General features: G+C 65.4%; 10 protein-coding genes and 1 pseudogene. 6 read left to right on the top strand and 5 right to left on the bottom strand.

Annotation, left to right across the window (positions count from 1 at the left end):
- Positions 1-6 precede the first annotated feature (6 nt).
- From DGN21_RS00220 to DGN21_RS00210, 3 genes are all read right to left on the bottom strand, one after another.
- Positions 7-1,137, bottom strand: coding sequence for a saccharopine dehydrogenase NADP-binding domain-containing protein (locus tag DGN21_RS00220; protein ID WP_160955039.1), 1,131 nt, complete (start codon positions 1,135-1,137; stop codon positions 7-9).
- Between the two features lie 211 nt (positions 1,138-1,348).
- The gene (locus DGN21_RS00215) at positions 1,349-3,193 is read right to left on the bottom strand and encodes a M56 family metallopeptidase (protein WP_160955040.1); all 1,845 of its coding nucleotides are present in this window, start codon (positions 3,191-3,193) and stop codon (positions 1,349-1,351) included.
- Between the two features lie 2 nt (positions 3,194-3,195).
- Positions 3,196-3,582, bottom strand: coding sequence for a BlaI/MecI/CopY family transcriptional regulator (locus DGN21_RS00210; RefSeq protein WP_046346133.1), 387 nt, complete (start codon positions 3,580-3,582; stop codon positions 3,196-3,198).
- A 455-nt stretch (positions 3,583-4,037) separates the two neighbouring features.
- Between DGN21_RS00210 and DGN21_RS00205 the strand changes: the two genes are divergently transcribed.
- Entirely contained in the window at positions 4,038-5,471 is a 1,434-nt protein-coding gene (locus tag DGN21_RS00205; RefSeq protein ID WP_160955041.1) for a hypothetical protein, read from the top strand.
- An 86-nt stretch (positions 5,472-5,557) separates the two neighbouring features.
- Entirely contained in the window at positions 5,558-6,598 is a 1,041-nt protein-coding gene (locus DGN21_RS00200) for a serine protease (protein WP_160955042.1), read from the top strand.
- 238 nt (positions 6,599-6,836) lie between these two features.
- Here the strand turns inward: DGN21_RS00200 and DGN21_RS00195 are convergent.
- Positions 6,837-7,670, bottom strand: a pseudogene (locus DGN21_RS00195) (penicillin acylase family protein); the annotation flags it as partial.
- A gap of 639 nt (positions 7,671-8,309) precedes the next feature.
- Here DGN21_RS00195 and DGN21_RS00190 point away from each other — a divergent pair.
- From DGN21_RS00190 to DGN21_RS00180, 3 genes are all read left to right on the top strand, one after another.
- Positions 8,310-16,838: a glucoamylase family protein gene (locus DGN21_RS00190; protein WP_215825220.1), complete on the top strand. Its 8,529-nt coding sequence runs from the start codon at positions 8,310-8,312 to the stop codon at positions 16,836-16,838.
- Positions 16,835-17,056: a hypothetical protein gene (locus DGN21_RS00185; protein ID WP_046345213.1), complete on the top strand. Its 222-nt coding sequence runs from the start codon at positions 16,835-16,837 to the stop codon at positions 17,054-17,056. The genes DGN21_RS00190 and DGN21_RS00185 overlap by 4 nt, the downstream gene beginning before the upstream one ends.
- Before the next feature lie 227 nt (positions 17,057-17,283).
- On the top strand, positions 17,284-17,628 hold the full coding sequence (locus tag DGN21_RS00180; protein WP_024940425.1) for a hypothetical protein: 345 nt from the start codon (positions 17,284-17,286) through the stop codon (positions 17,626-17,628).
- Positions 17,629-17,829: 201 nt separating this feature from the next.
- On the opposite strand, the gene DGN21_RS00175 is transcribed toward DGN21_RS00180, so the two are convergent.
- Positions 17,830-19,107: a DNA topoisomerase IB gene (locus DGN21_RS00175; protein ID WP_181097841.1), complete on the bottom strand. Its 1,278-nt coding sequence runs from the start codon at positions 19,105-19,107 to the stop codon at positions 17,830-17,832.
- A gap of 58 nt (positions 19,108-19,165) precedes the next feature.
- On the opposite strand from DGN21_RS00175, the gene DGN21_RS00170 reads away from it, so the two are divergent.
- Positions 19,166-19,546: an I78 family peptidase inhibitor gene (locus DGN21_RS00170; RefSeq protein ID WP_016901590.1), complete on the top strand. Its 381-nt coding sequence runs from the start codon at positions 19,166-19,168 to the stop codon at positions 19,544-19,546.
- The last annotated feature ends 43 nt before the right edge of the window (positions 19,547-19,589 follow it).

The raw sequence follows: 19,589 nt of genomic DNA, 5'->3' as shown, positions 1-19,589 counted from the left end.
GCGCACTCACACAGGCACTTCCAACAGCTCGGTCACCATCTGCCACGCCGCAAACTCCTGCTCGAATTCGGCCAGGGTCAACAAGCCCATGCAGGCATGCGCGCCGATCGGTAATGCCTGCCCTGCGGCAAGCTTGCGCACCAGCAGGATGGCGGCAAAGCAGGGAATCTCCGGGCCGTGCAGCATTGCAGCGGTGAGGTCCCACTGCAGTCGCAGCGGCCGGGGATCGCCAGCCTGGGGATGGCTCATGCCACGCAGCTCCACGCGCATGCCACCGAGGTCGGTGCCGAAGCGGTCAAACCAGCGTGCCGCACGTGCAAACACCTCGGCCAGGCGCGCCATCGGCAATGGCACGCCGTGCTGACGCAGCCAGGCGACACCGGCCAGGCAGCGCTGCAGAAACGGCACCTCCAACGCGGCGCGAAACTGCACGCTCTGTACGCCTGGATAGCGCTGGGGCAGCAGATCGTGATCGGGCACATCGCAGGGCGACGCAAGCCGCGGCGCGAGCTGGGCGAACTGCACGCGCATGGGTCTGGCCCAGCCCACCACCGTTTGCCAGCGGCCCTCATGCAGCCATGTGAACGGCGTGCCGCAGTACGACAACACCGCACGCACGGTGGCCAGACCAAGCGGTGTGCCTTGCGCGGGCGCGATCACCATGCGGATGCCATGCAACGCCGAAAAACGCGGCAGCAAGGCATCGATGACCGCGCTCGACAGCGCGGGCAAGGTGCTGGCGCCGCTGATGGCCACACGCTGCGCTTGCCTTGCCGCTGCATCCACTGCCGCGGGGAAATCGCGGACGAACGCGCGGCCGTCGGCCAGGTCGATGTAGTGCATGCCGGCCTGCAGGCAGGTGTGCGCCACGGCGTAATCCTGGCCCTGGAACGGGCCTGCGGTATGCACCACCGCATCGGCGGCAGTGGCCGCCAGTTGCGCGGCAAAATCGCTTGCGTCGATATCCAGGCGACAGCACGCGATGCGACCGGGTGCCACATCCGGCCACCTGGCCGCCACATCGCCGGGATGCCGCCCGGCCGCGATCACCTGCAGTTGCGCCGTCGCCGCCAGCGCCCGCACGATGCGCGCGCCGAAATGCCCGAAGCCCCCCAACACCACCACCCGGTACGTCATTGCCTGCTCGCCGTCTGCGCCTGTTGTGCAGTATCGGCGAGTCGCGGCGTCACCGAGTCACCAGCGCTGTGTGTCGCCCGCCGCGCGTGCCTGCACGGCGCGTGCGGCGCCGAACCGGTTTGACGCCAGTCACTGCCTCCGGCCGAGAGGGCGCCAGCTGCTCGTCGTCTACGCGTGCTGCACAGTCCCGGCGAGCAGCGGCCTGCGGCGATCAGCCCTCGATCTGTGTGGCCAGCCCCTGTGCGATCGCCTCGCGCATGATGCGCTGGGCTTCCTTGTCGGCGCGGACGCTGGCGGCGGCCTGCTGGCTGGCCAGATCTGCCTGCTCGGTGGCGAGCGCCGCCTGCTGCCTGGCCAGCGCCTGCATCCGCTGGTCGGCGCCGCTGCGCTGCATGGCCTGTTCGGCCTGGCGTACTGCGCGTTCTGCTTCCCGCGCCGCACGCTCGGCGGCCTGCTGTGTCAGTGCATCGGTGTCGAGCAAGGATGCATTGACGTGCTTTGCGGCCGCGTCGGCAGCACGTGCACCCAGCTCGGCCATCTGCGCGCCCAACTCGCCCTGCTGTTCGCCGAGCTTGCCCTGGCGCTCGCCCAGCGCGCCCTGCGCCTGGCCCAGTTTGGTGACTGGCGCATACACCGCATTCAATCGCTTGAAGGTGTCGGGATCGCGCACGACGTACTGCTTGCCATCCTTGCGGAACCACATCAGCTGACCATCCTTGCCGGCCAGGCGACGCACATGCTTGAGATCGTCCACCGAGCCATTCATGACGCTGTCGTTGCCCTGCAGCAGCACGTAGGCATCACGGTCGGGGTCATGCGACAGGTTGATCTGGCCGTGCGTGGAGGTGGTGGTGAAGGTCTGGCTGGTGGATGACGCCGCTGCAGCCGGTGCGGCGGCGTTTGCCGGTGCGGCGTTCGCTGCCGCAGTTGCCGGTGCGGCTGCAGCGGCGGCAGTGGCCGGTGCCGCTGTGCTGGACGCGCCGGCAGCTGGCTTGGCCGTTGCGGCTGCTGATGCGGCAGCAACAGCCGGCGCGGCGGGCATCGCCACCAGGCGCAGTGGCAGCACGCCGGTGATGGCCACCGCGCCCAGGATCAAGGCCGCGCCAAACCGCGGGAACGAGGTCGGGTTCTGCAACATGAGCAATCTCCGTTTGAGGCTGAGGAAGGACGGCGAGGCGCTGGCCACGCCGCCGTGCGGGCGCGGTGCCACGCCCAGTTGCAGCAAGAGCCGGCCATAGTCGTGGCGGCAATGACGGTGGCCTGCGACCACCGCGGCATCGCAGGCGGCCTCGCGGGCAGTGGCGTATTCGCGCGCGGCCAGATGCACCAGCGGGTGGAAGAAGAACAGGTGCTGGGCCAGCGACGGCAGCAAGCCCCACCACAGATCGCGCCGGCGCAGATGGATCAGTTCATGGGTCAGCGCCATATCCAGATCGTCGTCGGCCATGTGCGGCAGGCGTGCGGCGGGCAGCAGCAAGACCGGGCGCCAGGGCCCGATCAACTGCGGCGAGGCGATCTGCTGCGACAGACGTATTTCCGGCGGCTGCGACAGGCCATGCGCTTCTGCGGCCATGCGCAGTGCGGCGACCAGGGCGCGATCGGTGCACGGTGCGGCAGCGCGTACCAGGGCGCGGCTGCGTCGGTATGCGCGCACTGTGCCGAGCGCCATCACTGCAACGCCGGCAACCCATAACGCGGCCAGCCACAGCGCCCAGGACGGACCGCCTGCACCCTGCAGCACGTCTGCCGCGCCCGCACTGGCCACCGCGCTGGCGCCGGATGCAGTGGCATTGGCCATCACCATCGGCGCCAGGCTGTCGCCGGCAATCAAGGCAGGCGTGGGCGTGGCTGCAGGCAACACCGGCAACTGCAGCGGCGCGTTCCACAGCAGGCCGACCACGGCCTGCACTCCCACCAGCCACCACAACCAGGTCTGCGTGGTGGCCGGCAGCCGCCGCACGCTGCGGCACAGCGCCCACACCGCCAACGCCAGCACGGCGGTCTGCACGCTGGTGGCGCCCAGTTTCCAAAGCAATGCTTCGATCATCGGCGACATGCTCAATCCTCCTTGCGCTGCGACTGCAGCTTGGCGACCAGGGCTTCGAGCTCGGCCAGCTCGCTGTCGCTGACCTCGGCGCGCTGCGACATCCACGCCACGAACGGCGACACCGAGCCCTGCAAGGTCTTTTCCACGAACTGCCCCACCGCCGAGCGCACCACCGCGTCCTGCCCGCTGGTGGCGCTGTAGCGGTACATGCCGTCCACCTGCTCGCGGCGCAGAAAGCCCTTGGCGCGCAAGCGCTCCATCATGGTCAGCACGGTCGAGCGCGCCAGCCCACGCGGCTCACCGAATGCGGCCGCCACTTCGCCGACACTGGCCTGCCGTTGTTCTTCGATGTGTTGCAGCAGGGCCAGCTCCTGGTCCCCGATGGTCTTGCCACGCATGCCGCTCTCCCTGACTACAGTTGTCGCCACCGTAAGCCTGGCGACAGGTGTAGTCAATAGGTCGGATGGCAGGGGGGCGAGTGGGCGCTGCGATAGCTCAGGCGTGTGGCTGGAATCAGCCGGAAGCTGCAATGGCACAGCCAATAAAAAGCGAGGCATAGGCTGCGATAGAAAAATATGCCCGAGGCGACTTTCGCGCGAGCTTGTTACTAAACAGAACCGCAGAGTCGGGCGGAGGCATAATGGGTGCAGGGCCCGCGCTGCCGCGCATCTTCTGTGAGATAGCTTTTATTCGTTTGCGAGTACTACCTTCCAACGAATCTTCCCGTACATTGCCACTGTAAGGGTTACCCAATGGAAGTGCACTCAGATGATTCAACTTACCGCCTCACGCGCTGTGAAACATGCAGCTGCGGTATGAAAATATTCTATTCAGCACTTACCGGACAAATACGATGAGTAAAGATGGAAAGGTGCATATCCAACGGCAATTTTCGCTCCAGCCGGATCAACTCATCCCGCTGCGTTTCGCTGCTTCGATCCGCTACCAAAAGCATGATCCAACCTCCCTTGACGTTGAGATCCTGTTTCTAGGAGGCGAAGAAGAACGTGCCGAGGCATATCGTGCAACCAGGGCCATCGACATCAACCTAGTAAAGCTACACGCCATAAACGAGAGTGAAGACTCGATCAACCTGCTTGGACTGACTCGATGGCGATCAAGCATCACTGGCATGACGCTTGAGGTTGGCGCTATTGAGATTGGCATTGATCGTGATGATGACGATCAGCCTCTAGAGGTGAGTTTCACGGTTGAACTACAACCGAGCGGGATCCTCTCCGGCTTTGGATCGATCGAGCTTCACTGTAACGGCGACATCAATACACTACATAGAGATGAGGGGCAGATTCTCGTGCAGACAAGCCTCGGCCAAATCGAGGCGACGGAGGCTTACGACTATCTGGATGGAAAGGCATTCGGTGACAACGTCGTACATCGTATTCAACGCGTCCGCCTGATCGGTAAGTTCAAGCTTGAAGTGGGCGATACTTTGAGATCACTGCATGACCGATTGCTGGAAGAAATTTTCCCGATCTGTAGCGCACTTTCCCTTTGTTACAGGCAACCGGTCGACGCATACGAGATTGAGTATCTCTGGAAAGCAACATCAGAGAATCCAATCAAACGCGCTTTTTATAGGCGAAAGTGGCACAAGAGCAGGGAAATGACTAATGATAACGAACTTATCGACTCCTCAAACCTTCGAGATGGCGGCCTCTCGATTCTCGTCCAAACACTGAAAGACCATCCTGAGTCCAAGTCACTTGATCGAGGAATCGGATTTTTATCGCACTCCTATGTCAGCTTCCTGGAAACTGCTTACTTTATGGCTTTTTCTGCTATGGAGACCATCGTCAATGCCGTTTCTGGGGATCCAGATGGCTTGCAAATCGGATCCTCAGCCTGGAGAAAAGTCCAAAAAGCACTGCGAAAGTCCCTGTCCGACTGCGCAGAAGGTAAGTCCATCTCTCTAGATACCGCCAAACACATGCAAGAAAAGCTCCCGGAACTGCGCCGAGCATCGCTCGCATCAAGAATCGACAGGGTCGTCGAGGTGTATTCGGTCAAGACATCGGATCTATGGACTGCTGAAGGTTTCGCGGCCGGACTCAAGCGAGCATCAGAGTTCAGACATGACCTCTTCCATGCCGCACACACTTCAGACCTCGATCTTATGAGCGTAGATCTGACGAGGATAAGGGCATTCTCCGAGAGGCTTCTCCTTGCCGCGCTGTCTTGGCCTGAAGATCGCAGATGGGCTTGGCGAGACGATAAGGTTCACCGGATCATTCAGCCCGCAGATCCAGAAGCAGCAGCCCATGACTAACAATGTTTTTTTCACCTACATTATTTCACGAATTTTATCCTTACGACGCCGACTCCATTTGTGCTTTCAATCTGCAAGGATCTTTAATGTCCGACTTTAAGCCCTTCGCAATAAGTACCTGCGAGGCACGCACCAAGTCTTCGCATACCGCGACTGATTATCCACCCGGAAAGACTGGACCATTCTCACCTTTCGAGATCCAAGATCCTTTTGGGCTTCGCAACGCGATCGTGCCCGTTTTTTGCCAGCACGTCGACGGTCGAATGTACGGTGTGGGGACCGCTTTCCACGTCGATGGCTTTGGAAGTTTCCTGAGCGCTCACCATGTCGTCGACTTCGTACACCAGCATCTCGCTGGCCGCCCTATCCTTTTTCTCGGCATGCATGCACTGGTGTTTGGCACAGTTCACGTTCCAGACGATTGTTTCGTGCCAGTGGAAGAAGTTGTTGTGCCAATGAAGGAGAAGGACGACCCGATGGCCACCCTGCGCGGCGCTTCTTCTCAGCAACCAGCAATCGACGCAGCGCTTATGAAACCTGCCCCGGTAGGTCCAGGTGCCCGCCTTCCGCAGACCTTGCCGGTCCGAACAAGAGGCTCGATGCCCAAGGTCGGCGATATCGTACTTGCCATTGGTTTTCCTGAGCTGGATCTATCCGAGGTAGACGTCGAAAGGCAAGTGGCGCTGATCACCGAGGGGATGTACGGCGCGTATGGGCGAGTCGTCGCGATCCACGCACAAGGAGTTAGCCAGCCAAACCCAACGCCGGTGTTCGAAATAGAAAGCGATTGGCCAAGCGGCATGAGCGGTGGGCCGGTGTTCAACCGTGAAGGCGAGGTCATCGGCATGGTGAGCCGCTCACTACGTGCCGAATCTGATCAACACGGGATAGGTTATGCCGTGCATTTTGGTCTGGCCCGCGAAATCGAACCGCTAGTTCCAAACCTGGACACGTTCAATCCAGGATGGCGCAGGTGCTGGGGCCTTTTCACGTCAAAGGATTCCACGCCGGTCAGCTTCCATGCCACACAGGTTGAAGCACAGGAAGCAGCAGCAGTGATTACCGCGGCCACCAAGATCCTATTGATCGCCAACCGGATTGGTACGACGGATTTCGTGGAACTGTAGTAGGAGCTCGTGCCTCTTGAACGCATGCATGTCGGATCGAATGAACGAACACAATTGATGCGTATGTGGCTGCTGTATCAAACGTACTGCTATCTCGCACAGTGTGTGCGTGCTTGTTTCATCAAGCGCATGTGTGCTGTGCTGTATTGAATCCACACATTACATTGAATGCATACCGAAGACAGAGCGACAGCACATCTGCATCGCCTTCGATGCCATACGCGCTTCAAGCACTGCGCTATGGCACTTGCGCCGGCACCAGATCCACGATCTGCTCCGTCGCCGCATCAACCGCCGCCCGCGTATACACCAACGGGAAATAGCGGCCCTGCAGCCACAGCGGCGCGAGGTCGCGGTAATGCGGGCTGGCCGGGTCGCCGGATTGGCCTGGGTAGTTCATGGCGCGCGAGTTGTCCCAGTTGCCCAGGTCGATGATCAGGCGTGCGGAGGGACCGATGGTCTGGCGGAAATCGCTGGGGTTGTAGCTGGACTGATTGGGCGTATACGGGCTGCCGCCCTTGGCGAACGGGCCAACGTCCAGCAGCGCATGATCGGTGCCGACAGCCGCGCTCATCGCGTGCGCGACCTTGTTGGTATGCAGCTTGCCCCATTGCCATTGCTGCGGATCCGGGCCTTGCAGCTCGACCAGTGCTTGGTACGCGCTGCGTAGCGAGTCCAACAGCAGCTGATCGCGGCGTGCGGCCGGTGCGGGGCCGAAGGCGGCGCCTGGATGTTCAAGCGCATCCATCAACACCGCTGCATCGGGCATGCCGAAGGTGGCCGCCTCGGAGGGGCGCAGCACCAGCGCCTTGTAGGCATCGCCGAGATAGCGACTGAACCACACTTCTTCCAACGCGGCAGCAGCAGAGGTGGCGCTCACCGTGCCATCCCAGGGTTTGAGCAAACCGAGCGCCGCAGTGGTTGCGGCATCTTGTGCATGCAGCGGCGCGACCAGCGCGACCAGGCGCTGCGCCAGCAACGACAGCTGATCGTTCTGCAGCTTTTCCGAATCCTGCAGGCTCACCGTTGGCAGCTGCGACAGCACCTGGGTGATGCGCGCATGCCGCGCGTCGGCGTGGCCGCCGCTGCGCTGTTGAGCATCAGCTGGCACACCGCAAGACACCAGAGCGCTGTCTTGCCGATCGAGATCGTGCTTTTCGCGATCTTGCGTGTCGCAATCATGCTCATCCAGATCATGCGTGGCGCACCTTGCGGGTAAAAAGAGTGGTACTCAGCGGCATGTCAGTTATCCCATAAACAGTCGCGCAGGGTGCGGCATGGGGTGCGTGGTGCATCGGGTCGCCAGAGAACCAGCGGCGCGAGAAACGAATCGTGTCTGCACTCCTGGCCGCGCATCGTCTGGCGGCGATCGGCACCATCCGCGTACGGCCCGCTGCAGCTGCGTCGATGGAGGCACGCGTGCAGTCGTCGGTTTGCCGGATCGGCGCGCGTGGCGCATGAGCGTTTGTCGCCAGGCCAACGATTGCAACGCCTCGACGTAGTGCCTTCACATGCCTGCCAGACCAAGCGCGCATGATCGTGGTTCTAGCGGCTCTTATGCTGCACAGGTCATGTCTCGATGCCGCCACAGCGGAAGGCTTCTGCATTTTCTCTCTGGTGGCAGTCGATTACCCAGCCAGCAGCAACCCTGCAGCATCCGTCGGTGCGCGATGCCGTGCCTGAAGGCGCGGCCTTGCTTGGCGACGAGCAGATGGAGGCGCTGGGGCACAGCCTGGCGCAGGCGCATGTGCTCTATACCGGGCCTACCCGCGAGCTGCTGCTGTCGCAACTCAAATTCAACGAGCGCTCGCTCGGCACGGCCGCAGCGCGATTGGCCGAAATGTCTGCCGATGGCTTGCGCCTGCATCCGGCCGGCGAGTGGTTATTGGACAACTATTATCTGGTGGAAGAGCAGATGCGCCTGGCGCGTCAGCATCTTCCGCCCGGGTATAGCCGGCAATTACCGCGTCTGCGCACGCCAACGTCGGTGGGCCTGCCGCGCGTCTACGAGCTGGGCTTGCAGGTGGTGGCGCATGGCGACGGACGCGTGGATGTCATCACGCTGAGCCGTTTCATCGCCGCCTACCAACAGGTGGCACCGCTCAAGCTCGGCGAGTTGTGGGCGATTCCGATCATGTTGCGGCTGGCGCTGATCGACAACCTGCGCCGCGTTGCCGACGACATCATGCACGACGGGCGCGACACCCGCCTGGCCGCGCATTGGGCCGCGTTGCTCAACGCCACGGCGGCGGCGCAACCCAAGGACGTGGTGGTGGTGGTGGCCGATCTGGCGCGCTCACAGCCACCGGTGACCGGTGCATTCGTGGCCGAGCTGACGCGCGGCATCCACGGCCGTGGGCCGGTGTTGTCGATGGCCAGCGCCTGGGTGGAGCAATGGCTGGCAAGCGAGGGCCACAGTGTGGAAGCGCTGGTGCACGCCGAAAGCCAGCGCCAGGCAGCCGAGCAGGTGGCGATCAGCAACAGCATCGGCAGCCTGCGGTTCCTGGACGACATGGATTGGCGCGATTTCGTCGAGGCCATGAGCGTGGTCGAGCAGACTTTGCGCAAGGATCCGGCCGACGTCTACGCACGCATGGATTTCCATACCCGCGATAGCTACCGGCATGTGGTGGAACAGCTGGCGCAGCGCCTGGACCGCGACGAGCCGGACGTGGCCGAGGCCGTGCTGCAGCTGGCGGCGCACGCAGATGCCGCGATGCCGGTGGCCGGCCACGTGGGCTATTACCTGGTGGATGCGGGATTGCCGCGGCTGCGTGCCGCGCTTCGCGACCCAGCTGCGGCAGATACGCCGCCCCCCCCTCGCCCGCGCGCGCATCGCGTTGCGCTGCCGCTCTACCTGTTGCCGATCGCAGCGATCGCGTTGCTGTGGACCGGCGTGCTGCTGCAGGGCGTGAGCGCACTGCCGCCGGCGCTGTGGTGGATCACCGCTGGCATCGCGCTGCTGGCCGCCAGCGAGCTGGGCATTGCGCTGGTCAACTGGGTGGCAACGCTGTGGGTGCGCCCGCATCCGTTGCCGCGCATGGACCTGCGTGCCGGCATCACGCCCGACTGCCGCACGCTGGTGGTGATGCCGAGCATGCTCGCCAGTCACGAGGCCATCGACGAGCTGGTCGGCGCCTTGGAGGTGCATTACCTGGCCAACCGCGACGCACAGTTGTACTTCGCGCTGCTCACCGATTTTCTCGATGCCACGCAAGCGCTGTTGCCTGGCGACATGGCATTGGTGGCACATACGGCGCAGCATATCGACCGGCTTAACGCGGCCTATGCCGATGCGCACGGCGATCGCTTCTTCCTGCTGCATCGCGCACGCCAGTGGAGCGCGGGCGAAGGCTGCTGGATGGGCGCAGAACGCAAGCGCGGCAAGCTCGAGGCGCTCAACCGCCTGCTCTGCGCCGACGACGCGCGGCTGCAGGCGGCCAGCGAATTCCTGCAGGTGCAAGGCGATGTCGCCGCGCTGGTGCAGGTGCGCTATGTGATCACGCTCGATAGCGACACCCACCTGCCGCGCGATGCGGCACGCGCGCTGGTCGGGGCGATGTCGCATCCGTTGAATGTGCCGCGCATGGATGCGGCCGGGCAGATCGTCGAGGCCGGTTACGGCATTCTGCAGCCGGGCCTGGGCACCGGCATGAGCGAGGGCGGCGAGTCGCGGTTTGCGCGCATGTTCGGCATCGAGCCGGGCATCGACCCGTACACGCGTGTGGTGTCGGACGTGTATCAGGATCTGTTCGGCGAAGGCTCCTTCATCGGCAAGGGCATCTATGCCGTGGCCACCTTCGAGCAGGTGCTGGCCGGCCGCTTTCCCGACAACCGTGTGCTCAGCCATGACCTGCTGGAGGGCTGTTACGTGCGCGCCGGGCTGCTCAGCGACGTGCGGCTGTACGAGCGCCACCCGCAACGCTATGCCACCGATGCCAAGCGCCGCGCGCGCTGGGTGCGTGGCGACTGGCAGTTGCTGCCGTGGTTGCTGCCGTGGGTGCCCGACCGGGGTGGCCGGCGCGCGCGCAATCCCTTGTCGTGGCTGTCGCGCGGCAAGCTGCTGGACAACCTGCGCCGCAGCCTGGTGGCCCCGGCCGCGCTGAGTCTGTTGCTGATCGGCTGGTTCTGCTCACCCACGCCATTGCGCTGGACGCTGTGGCTGCTGGTGCTATGGCTGCTGCCGGGGCTGTGTTCGGCGGTGTATGCGCTGGCGCATCCGCCCGAGGGCCTGGGGCTGCGTCATCACGCGCGCCAGGTCGGTGTGGGGCTGCGTCAGCATCTGCTACGCACCGGCGTGGTGCTGGCCTGCCTGCCGTTCGAAGCAGGGATGCAGCTGGCCGCCATCGCCCGCACGCTGGTGCGGATGTCGATCACCCGGCGCCATCTGCTGCAGTGGGCGCCATCCAGCGAAGTGGAACGCAGCGCGCGCAGCGGCAATGCCGAGCAACAGCTGATGGCCGGCGCCGCGTGCAGCGCGGCATTGGCGATCGCCGCGGTGGCGTGGTGGTCGCCGTTGGCGTTGTGGGCGGCATTGCCGCTGGGGCTGGCGTGGATGGCCGCGCCCTGGCTGATGGCCTGGCTGGGCGAACAACCCGCCGCACCGGTGGCGCAGTTGTCGCAGGAACAACGCGCTTTCCTCGGTGGATTGTCGCGGCGCACCTGGGCGTTCTTCGAAAGCCATTGCACCGCGCAGCACCACTGGCTGCCACCGGACAACGTGCAGGAATACCCGGTCACGGTGGTGGCCAACCGCACCTCGCCGACCAATATCGGGCTGGGCCTGCTGGCCAATCTGGCCGCCTACGATCTGGGCTACCTGACGGTGGCCGGCGTGATGACCCGCGTGGCCGATACCTTGACCACGCTGGAAACGCTGCCGCGTTATCGCGGCCACTTCTACAACTGGTACGACACCGAAACGCTGGTGCCGCTGTTGCCGCGCTACGTCTCCACCGTGGACAGCGGCAACCTGGTCGGGCATCTGCTGACGCTGCGGCAAGGCCTGCTGGCACTGGTGGATGCGCCGGCGGTGTCGATGGCGGTGTTCGATGGGCTGGCCGACACCCTGGGCGTGCTGGCATCGCGAGCGCAGACACGCAGCGACGCCGCCGCCAATGCGCTGGACGCCATGTCGCAGAGCTTGCAGAGCATCCGCAGCCAGCCCGCGCCGAGCCTGCACCAGGCCGACCAAGCGCTGCGCCTGCTGCTGGCGCAGAGCCACACGATCCTGGCGCTGATGCCGGGCAGCGACAATGACGAGCCGTGGCCGCAACGCTTGATCGACAGCTGCGAGGCGGCCCTGGCCGAAGTGGGCCACTGCACGGCGGCGCCTGCCGGCAGCGCTGCGCAGGCGACCGAACAACCCGGCGATGCGGTCGCCACGCTGCGGCAACTCGCCGCCAGCGACCACGCACCCGGCGTGCAGACCTGGGCCGCCGGACGCGTGCAGGAGCTGCAACGGCTGGCGCATATCGCCGGGCAGCTGGCGCAGCTGGACTACGATTTCCTCTACAGCCCCGCCCAGCAGTTGCTCTCGATCGGCTACAACGTCGACGACCAGCGCCTGGATAGCGGCCATTACGATCTGCTCGCCTCCGAGGCGCGCCTGGGCATCTTCGTGGCGATCGCCCAGGGCAAGTTGCCGCAGGAGAGCTGGTTCGCACTCGGCCGCACGCTGACCGACACCGGCGCCGAGCCCACGCTGCTGTCGTGGAGCGGCTCGATGTTCGAGTACCTGATGCCCGATCTGGTCATGCCCAGCTACCCGCAGACGCTGCTGAGCCGTTCGATGCGCGGCGCGGTGCAGGCGCAGATCCGCTATGGCACCGCACGCGATGTGCCGTGGGGTGTGTCCGAATCGGGCTACAACACCGTCGATACGCGGCGCAATTATCAGTACCGCGCATTCGGTGTGCCCGGCCTGGGGCTCAAGCGCGGCCTTGGCCAGGATCTGGTGATCGCCCCCTACGCCAGCGCGATGGCGCTGATAGTCGAGCCGGATGCGGCCTGCCGCAATCTGCAGCAACTGCAGGCGCTGGGATTTGGCGGGCGTTTCGGCTTGTACGAGGCGATCGACTACACCCCCTCGCGCGTGCCGCGTGGCGAACAGCATGCGCTGGTGCGCTCGTTCATGTCGCATCACCAGGGCATGGCGCTGCTGGCGCTGGACCACGTGTTGCGCGACGGGCCGATGCAGAAGCGCTTTGTCGCCGACCCGCAATTCCAGGCCACGCTGTTGCTCTTGCAGGAGCGTGCACCGCGCGCTGGCGTGTATGTCAAAGGCCTGGCCGACGCCGCCGAGCGCCCTGTGGCCACCGAAGCCGGCATGGCCTTGCGCATCCATCGCGACCCCAATCTGCCGCAGCCGGCGCTGCAATTGCTCTCCAATGGGCGTTACCACGGCATGCTGACGTCGGCCGGTGGCGGCTACAGCCGCGCGCGCGACATGGCGGTGACGCGTTGGCGCGAAGACGGCACCCGCGATCACTGGGGCACGTTCTGCTATCTGCGCGATGTGGACAGCGGCGCGGTGTGGTCGGCCGCGCATCAGCCCACCTGCGTGCCGGTGGAACGGTACGAGGCGATCTTTTCCGATGCGAAGGCCGAGTTCAAGGGCAGCCACCAGCGTTACGACAGCCATCTGGAAATCGCCATTTCCGCCGAAGACGATGTGGAACTGCGCCGCTTGCGTATCCGCAACCGCTCGCGGCAGACGCGGGTGATCGAAATCACCACCTACGCCGAAGTGGTGCTGGCACCGGCACAGGCCGACGAGGCGCATCCGGCCTTCAGCAACCTGTTCGTGCAGACCGAGATCCTGGCCGACAAACAGGCGTTGCTGTGCACGCGTCGCCCGCGCGGGCACGACGAGGCGCAGCCGTGGATGCTGCATTTGGTCGCAGTGCACGATGCCGACGTGGCGTCGATCTCCTACGAGACCGATCGCGCTGCATTTGTCGGGCGCGGGCGCAGCACCCGCAATCCGCTGGCCCTGCGCGATCAGGCCAGCCTGTCCGGCGCGGCCGGCTCGGTGCTGGACCCGATCGTGGCGATCCGCTGCCGCATTTCGCTGGCGCCGGATCAACAGGCGCAGGTGGACATGGTCTACGGCGTCGGCACCCAACGCGCGGCCTGCACCGCGTTGATCGACAAGTACCGCGACCGCCGTCTGGCCGACCGCGTGTTCGACCTGGCGCTGACCCAGAGCCAGGTCATCCGCCGGCAGATCAACGCCTCGCTGGAAGACGCGATGCTCTACGAACGGCTGGCCGCACGCGTGCTGTTCGTCGACCCGCAATTGCGCGCCGACAGCGAGGTGCTGCTGCACAACCATCGCGGCCAGTCGGCGCTGTGGAGTCACGCCATCTCCGGCGATCTGCCGATCGTGCTGTTGCGCATCGCCGACCCGGACAATCTGGAGCTGGTGCGCCAGCTGGTGCAGGCACACGCGTACTGGCGCCTGAAAGGCTTGCGCGCGGATCTGGTGATCTGGAACGAAAGCCAGGCCGGCTATCGGCAATCGCTGCAGGACGCCATCCTGGGCCTGATCGCCGCAGACCCCGAGGCCAATGTGCTCGACCGCCCCGGCGGCATCTTCGTGCGCGCCATCGAACACATCTCGCAGGAAGACCGCGTGCTGCTGCAGACCGTGGCGCGCGCGATCCTCAGCGATGCCAACGGCAGCCTGGACGCGCAATTGCAGCGCCACCCCAGCGCGCGTGCGCATCCGCCGTTGCTGGAGCCCATCAAGCAACTGGACAGCGCCGATTACCTCAGCAGCACCCACGCCGCCTACCTGGACCGAACCCTGCAGGCCGCCGCCGAAGAACCTGTGCTGTTCGACAACGGCCTGGGCGCGTTCGCCGCCGACGGCCGCGAATACCGCATCACCCTGGACGAAGGCGCGGCCACGCCGGCGCCGTGGTGCAACGTGATGGCCAACGCGCAGTTCGGCAGCGTGGTCAGCGACAGCAGCCCCGGCTACAGCTGGGCCGAAAACGCGCACGAATTCCGCCTCACGCCGTGGCACAACGACCCGGTCGGCGATGCCTCCAGCGAAGCGTTCTACCTGCGCGACGAAGACACCGGCCAGGTGTGGTCGCCGATGGCGCTGCCATGCCGCGGCAGCGGTCGCTACACGGTGCGCCACGGCTTCGGTTACAGCGTCTACAGCCATATCGAACACGGCATCGGCAGCGAGCTGTGGGTGTTCGTGGATGTGGAGCGCCCGATCAAGTTCAGCCATCTGCGGTTGAAGAATCTTTCCGGCCGCCCGCGCCGGCTCAGCGTCACCGGGTACGTGGAGTGGGTGCTGGGCGACATCCGCACCCGCTCGCAGTTGCACGTGGTCAGCGAGGTGGACCTGGGCAGCAGCGTGCTGACCGCGCGCAACCCGTACAACACCGAGTTCGACGGGCGCGTGGCGTTCTTCGATGCCGATGCACCCAGCCGCAGCATCACCGCAGACCGCAGCGAATTCATCGGGCGCAATGGCAGCCTGGCCGCGCCCGCCGCACTCAGCCGGCAACGTCTGTCCGGGCGCGTGGGTGCCGGCCTGGACCCGTGCGCGGTGATCCAGATCCCGGTCACGCTGGCGGCCGAACAGAGCTTCGAAACGGTATTCCGCCTGGGCGCGGCGGTGGATCGCGACACCGCACTGACACTGGCCCGCCAGAGCCGTGGCGTGGCCGCCGCGCACACCGCCTTGCTGGCGGTGCGCGCGCATTGGCAGCAGGTTCTGGGCACCGTGCAGGTCACCACGCCCGATCCGGCGGTGGATCTGCTGGCCAACGGCTGGCTGCTCTACCAGACCATCGCCTGCCGGTTCCTGGCACGCAGCGGCTACTACCAGTCCGGTGGCGCGTACGGCTTCCGGGACCAGTTGCAGGACAGCATGGCGATGGTGCACGGGCAGCCAGCGCTGGCACGCGCGCATCTGCTGCGCTGCGCCGCGCATCAGTTCGTGCAGGGCGATGTGCAGCATTGGTGGCACCCGCCACAGGACCGCGGCGTGCGCACGCAGTGCTCGGACGATTTTCTGTGGTTGCCGCAGGCGCTATGCCGCTATCTGGACGTCACCAACGACGCCAGTGTGCTGGACGAGCGGGTGAGCTTTATCGACGGGCGCGCCCTCAAGCCCGACGAGGAATCGTATTACGACCTGCCGCAGATCACCGCCAACATGCAGTCGCTGTACGCGCACGGCGTGCTCGCCCTGCAACGCGGCATGGCACGGCTGGGCGAACGCGGCCTGCCGTTGATCGGCAGCGGCGACTGGAACGACGGCATGAACCGGGTCGGCAAGGACGGCAAAGGCGAGAGCGTGTGGCTGGGGTTCTTCCTCTACGACACGCTGCTAAGGTTCGCAGAGGTGGCCGTGCAGCGCGACGATGCGGCATTCGCGGCGACCTGCCGCACGCATGCGCAGGCCTTGCGCACCGCGCTGGAGCAGCATGCCTGGGATGGGCGCTGGTACCGGCGTGCCTGGTTCGACGACGGCACGCCGCTGGGTTCGAGCGATTCGGACGAATGCCGCATCGATTCGCTGTCGCAGAGTTGGGCGGTGCTGTCCGGTGCGATGGACCCGGCACGCAGCGCACAGGCGATGGACGCGATGCACCAGCAGCTGGTGGATCCCGACGCCGGCATCGTCAAGTTGCTGGTGCCGCCGTTCGATCGCACCGGGCACGACCCCGGCTATATCCGCGGTTACGTCCCCGGCGTGCGCGAAAACGGCGGCCAGTACACGCATGCGGCGGTGTGGGCGACGATGGCCTTCGCGCATCTGGGCGACAGCGCGCGGGCCTGGCAACTGGCCGGCCTGATCAACCCAATCCACCACGCCCGCGACGCGGCGGGCGTGCAGCGCTACAAGGCCGAACCCTATGTGCTGGCGGCCGATGTCTACGCGGTGGCGCCGCACGCCGGCCGCGGCGGCTGGAGCTGGTACACCGGCGCCGCCGGCTGGATGTACCGCTTGCTGACCGAATCGCTGCTCGGCCTGCAACGCCATGGCGAGCGCCTGCACCTCGTGCCGTGCATCCCGGCCAGCTGGCCCCAGTACCAGCTGCGCTATCGCTTCGGCACCAGCACCTACGTCATTGACGTCACCCAGCGCCCCGGTGTCGAGCCACGGCTGGAAATCGACGGCATAGCGCAAGCCGAGCTTGCTTTCACTCTGGTCGACGACGGTGCGGTCCACGCTGTCGCCCTGGACTGGCCGGGAGACGCGACATGAGCACACGCATACGCACCCACACCAATCACCAGCTTTCCGATCTGGGCAAGATGTTGTCGGTCTGGCCGCAGCGGGTGCGCGACCCCAGCCAGTTCTGGCCGCAATTCGATGCCTTGGCCAAAGGCATTCTGGATGAGGCGGCTGCAGCCGATCTGCAGCGGGTGCAATGTCGCCTGCGGCAGCTGCTGCGCCGTCACGGACTGACGCGGACGCAGTAAGCACGCAGGCAGCCTCCGCACGCGCCAAGGCCGCTGGTGGTCGATCTCGGTGACATTGCGCTGTACGTGCAGATGGTACGCAGCGCCGGTTTTGCCGGGGCCGCGCGCCGACTGGGGCGCCACGCCCAACAGCGTCAGCCGGCGTTTGCACGGGCTGCGGGCAGTCTTCATGCCACGCCAACAACGCTTTCTTCACGCTTGCGCCATTCTTCCGCTGGAGATCTCCGATGATCCGCACCCTTGCTCCGCTCGCTGCCGTGTTGTTGCTCTCGGCCTGTGCCTCCAACCAGGTCGTGCAGGTGCAGCCCATCGACGGGGCCATTTCCGGGCAGTGCCATATCGACAAGGTGCGCGGCGCAGTCGGCCTGGCCGCGGCGGCACAGACCATCGAACGCGCGCGCGTGGACAGCGACAGCCTGCAGGTCAGCGTGCGCCGCGGCGAGCGCGCCACCGGCGGCACCACTGCCAGCGGCCTGGCCGACCCGGCCCAGGGCGCCAGCGAAAGCGGTGGCGATCACCTCACCGTCGAGACCGGCCCGAACAACAACATCACCGCGATCTACTGCGGCTGAGTCGTTTGGGATTCGGGATTGGAGATTCGGGATTCGGTAAGGCACTGCTGCTATCCGGCTCCCGGTCCTCCACTTGGAGTGGCTGACAAAATCTAGCGCGTCGGCTTCACGTAAGCGTGGACGGCGAGCAGCAACCGCACTGTACTTGTGGCACCTGCCGCGCCCGCCTGGGGGTCAGCGCAGTCGTTTTTGTCGCCGTTTTCAAGCGGACTTCCGCTTTGATGCAGGCCTTGCCCGTGCCTTGGGCTTGTTACGCGAAGCGCTCAAGAACTTCAGCGTGGCCGCCTCCCATTGGCGCTCGCCGCGCACGCCGGTGGCCATGGCCTGCAAGTGACCGGCGCGCCAGCCTTCGAACACGCACGGGTCGATATACGCCTTGCGACACACCGAGGGCGTGTTGCCCAGCGCATCGGCCACTTCGCGGATGACATCGTTCTGCACCTGGGTCAGCGCGCGCTCGCTCATGCGCTCGGGTAGCGGCAACCGTGCCAGACGTTGCAATGCCGCCAGCGTGCCGCCCCAGGTACGGAAATCCTTGGCGGTGAAATCCTCGCCCATCGCCTCGCGCAGGTAGTCGTTGACCTCGCCCGAGTCCACCGGCTGCAGCTGGCCGTCGTCATCGCGGTACTGGAACAGCGATTGCCCCGGCAATTGCTGGCATTCGCGGATCAGTTTGACCAGTTGCTTGTCGTCCACCTCGATATCGTGATCCTGGCCGCTCTTGCCGCGGAACTTCAGCCGCGCACGTCCGCCGCGCAGGAATTCCATGTGCCGGTTGCGCAACGTGGTCAGCCCGTAGGACCGATTGCTGCGCGCATATTCGGCGTTGCCTACACGCACCAGTGTGTCGGCCAGCAACGCCACCACGATCGCCAGCACCTTCTCGCGCGGAAATCCCGGCAGGACCAGATCGCGGCGCAGCCTGCGGCGCAACTTGGGCAGCGCCTGGCCGAAGGCGATCACCCGTTCGAACTTGCCTTCGCCGCGCACCTGCGCCCAATCGGCGTGGTAGCGGTACTGCTTGCGCCGGCGCGCATCGCGGCCGGTGGCCTGCAGATGGCCGTTGGGCTTGGCGCAGATCCACACCTCGGTATACGCCGGCGGAATCGCCAGCGCGCGGATGCGCTGCAAGGTGTCGGCATCGGCTACGCGTTGTCCATCCGCGCTGCGGTAACTGAAGCTCTTGCCGGCCTTGCGGCGGCTGATGCCGGGCTGCTGATCGTTGACGTAGGTGAGCCCGGCCGCGCGCGCGGTGGCCTTGGCCTGTGCAACCGCGGCCACGCTCGCCACCGCGGCGGTGGCGGCCACCGCGCCGGCGGCAACGGTGGCCAACTTGCCGGCCGCGCTGGCGGTGGCGGCGGCATTGCGAAGAACACGTTTGGCTTTCATTGCGCACGGATCGAAGGACAGGCGCCGATTGTTGAGCCGGTCAGGACTAGGCCGCGTCAACGCTACGACAACGCCATGTGGGCAAGCGATGCCCGCGAGCGGGTTTTCTGCTTATGCTTGGACCTCCCCTACTGTGCTGGAGTCATCGATGCGTGCTGTCCTGCCTACCGCCCGTCTGGCCTGTACCCTGGTCGTGCTGGCGGCATTGACTGCCTGCGGTTCGCCGCAACCGGACGAGCAGGAAGCCGTCTCCGCCAAGGCGCAGCAAGCCGCCGAACAGGCCGCCGCACCGGCACCGGCGGCCGCGCCCGAAGCGCCGCCGATCGGCAGCTGCGATGCCACCCAGGTGCAATCGCTGGTGGGCCAGGCGCTGACCGATGCGGTGAGCGACCAGGCCCGCACAGACGCAGGCGCCAAGTCGGTGCGCGTGCTCAAGCCCGGCCAGATGACCACGATGGAGTTCAACGGCGAACGGCTCAATCTGGAAGTGGATGCCAAGAACGTGATCGCTTCGGTGCGTTGCGGCTAAGTATCGGTTGGCGCCTGTTGGCGAACAGGCGCCAAGCCAGCTG

The organism is Xanthomonas sp. MLO165 (assembly GCF_018831305.1).
Taxonomy (GTDB): Bacteria; Pseudomonadota; Gammaproteobacteria; order Xanthomonadales; family Xanthomonadaceae; genus Xanthomonas; species Xanthomonas arboricola.
This window is presented reverse-complemented; position numbering and strand designations above follow the sequence as displayed.